The organism is Salifodinibacter halophilus, from assembly GCA_012999515.1.
In the GTDB taxonomy this organism is placed as follows: Bacteria; Pseudomonadota; Gammaproteobacteria; order Nevskiales; family Salinisphaeraceae; genus Salifodinibacter; species Salifodinibacter halophilus.
The window spans coordinates 1-230 of sequence record JABEEB010000843.1 but is presented as its reverse complement, the minus strand read 5'-3'; the positions used below and the strand labels follow the sequence as shown (position 1 = coordinate 230).

Sequence of the window (230 nt, the reverse complement as noted above, 5' to 3'; positions counted from 1 at the left end):
CACCTGCCACATGGTCGGCAAGCTCAAGGCGCCGGTGTATTTCAACCTGACCGCGGGCTATCAGCTGACCGAGCAGGCGCGGGTCAACCTGTACGTGGACAACCTGTTCGACGAAGCCGACTACAAGGACCCGTACAAGAAGTTCTTCGCCTACGCCAACGAGCGGGTGTTCCAGCGCGTGGGTCGTGAAATCTCGGCCGAATTCGTTTACAAGTTCGACTGAGCGTTCG

General features: G+C 58.7%; 1 protein-coding gene. It reads left to right on the top strand.

Annotated elements, in window-relative coordinates:
- The first annotated feature begins 10 nt into the window (after window positions 1-10).
- Complete coding sequence (locus tag HKX41_13940) at window positions 11-223, top strand: TonB-dependent receptor (GenBank protein ID NNC25234.1); 213 nt, start codon at window positions 11-13, stop codon at window positions 221-223.
- The last annotated feature ends 7 nt before the right edge of the window (window positions 224-230 follow it).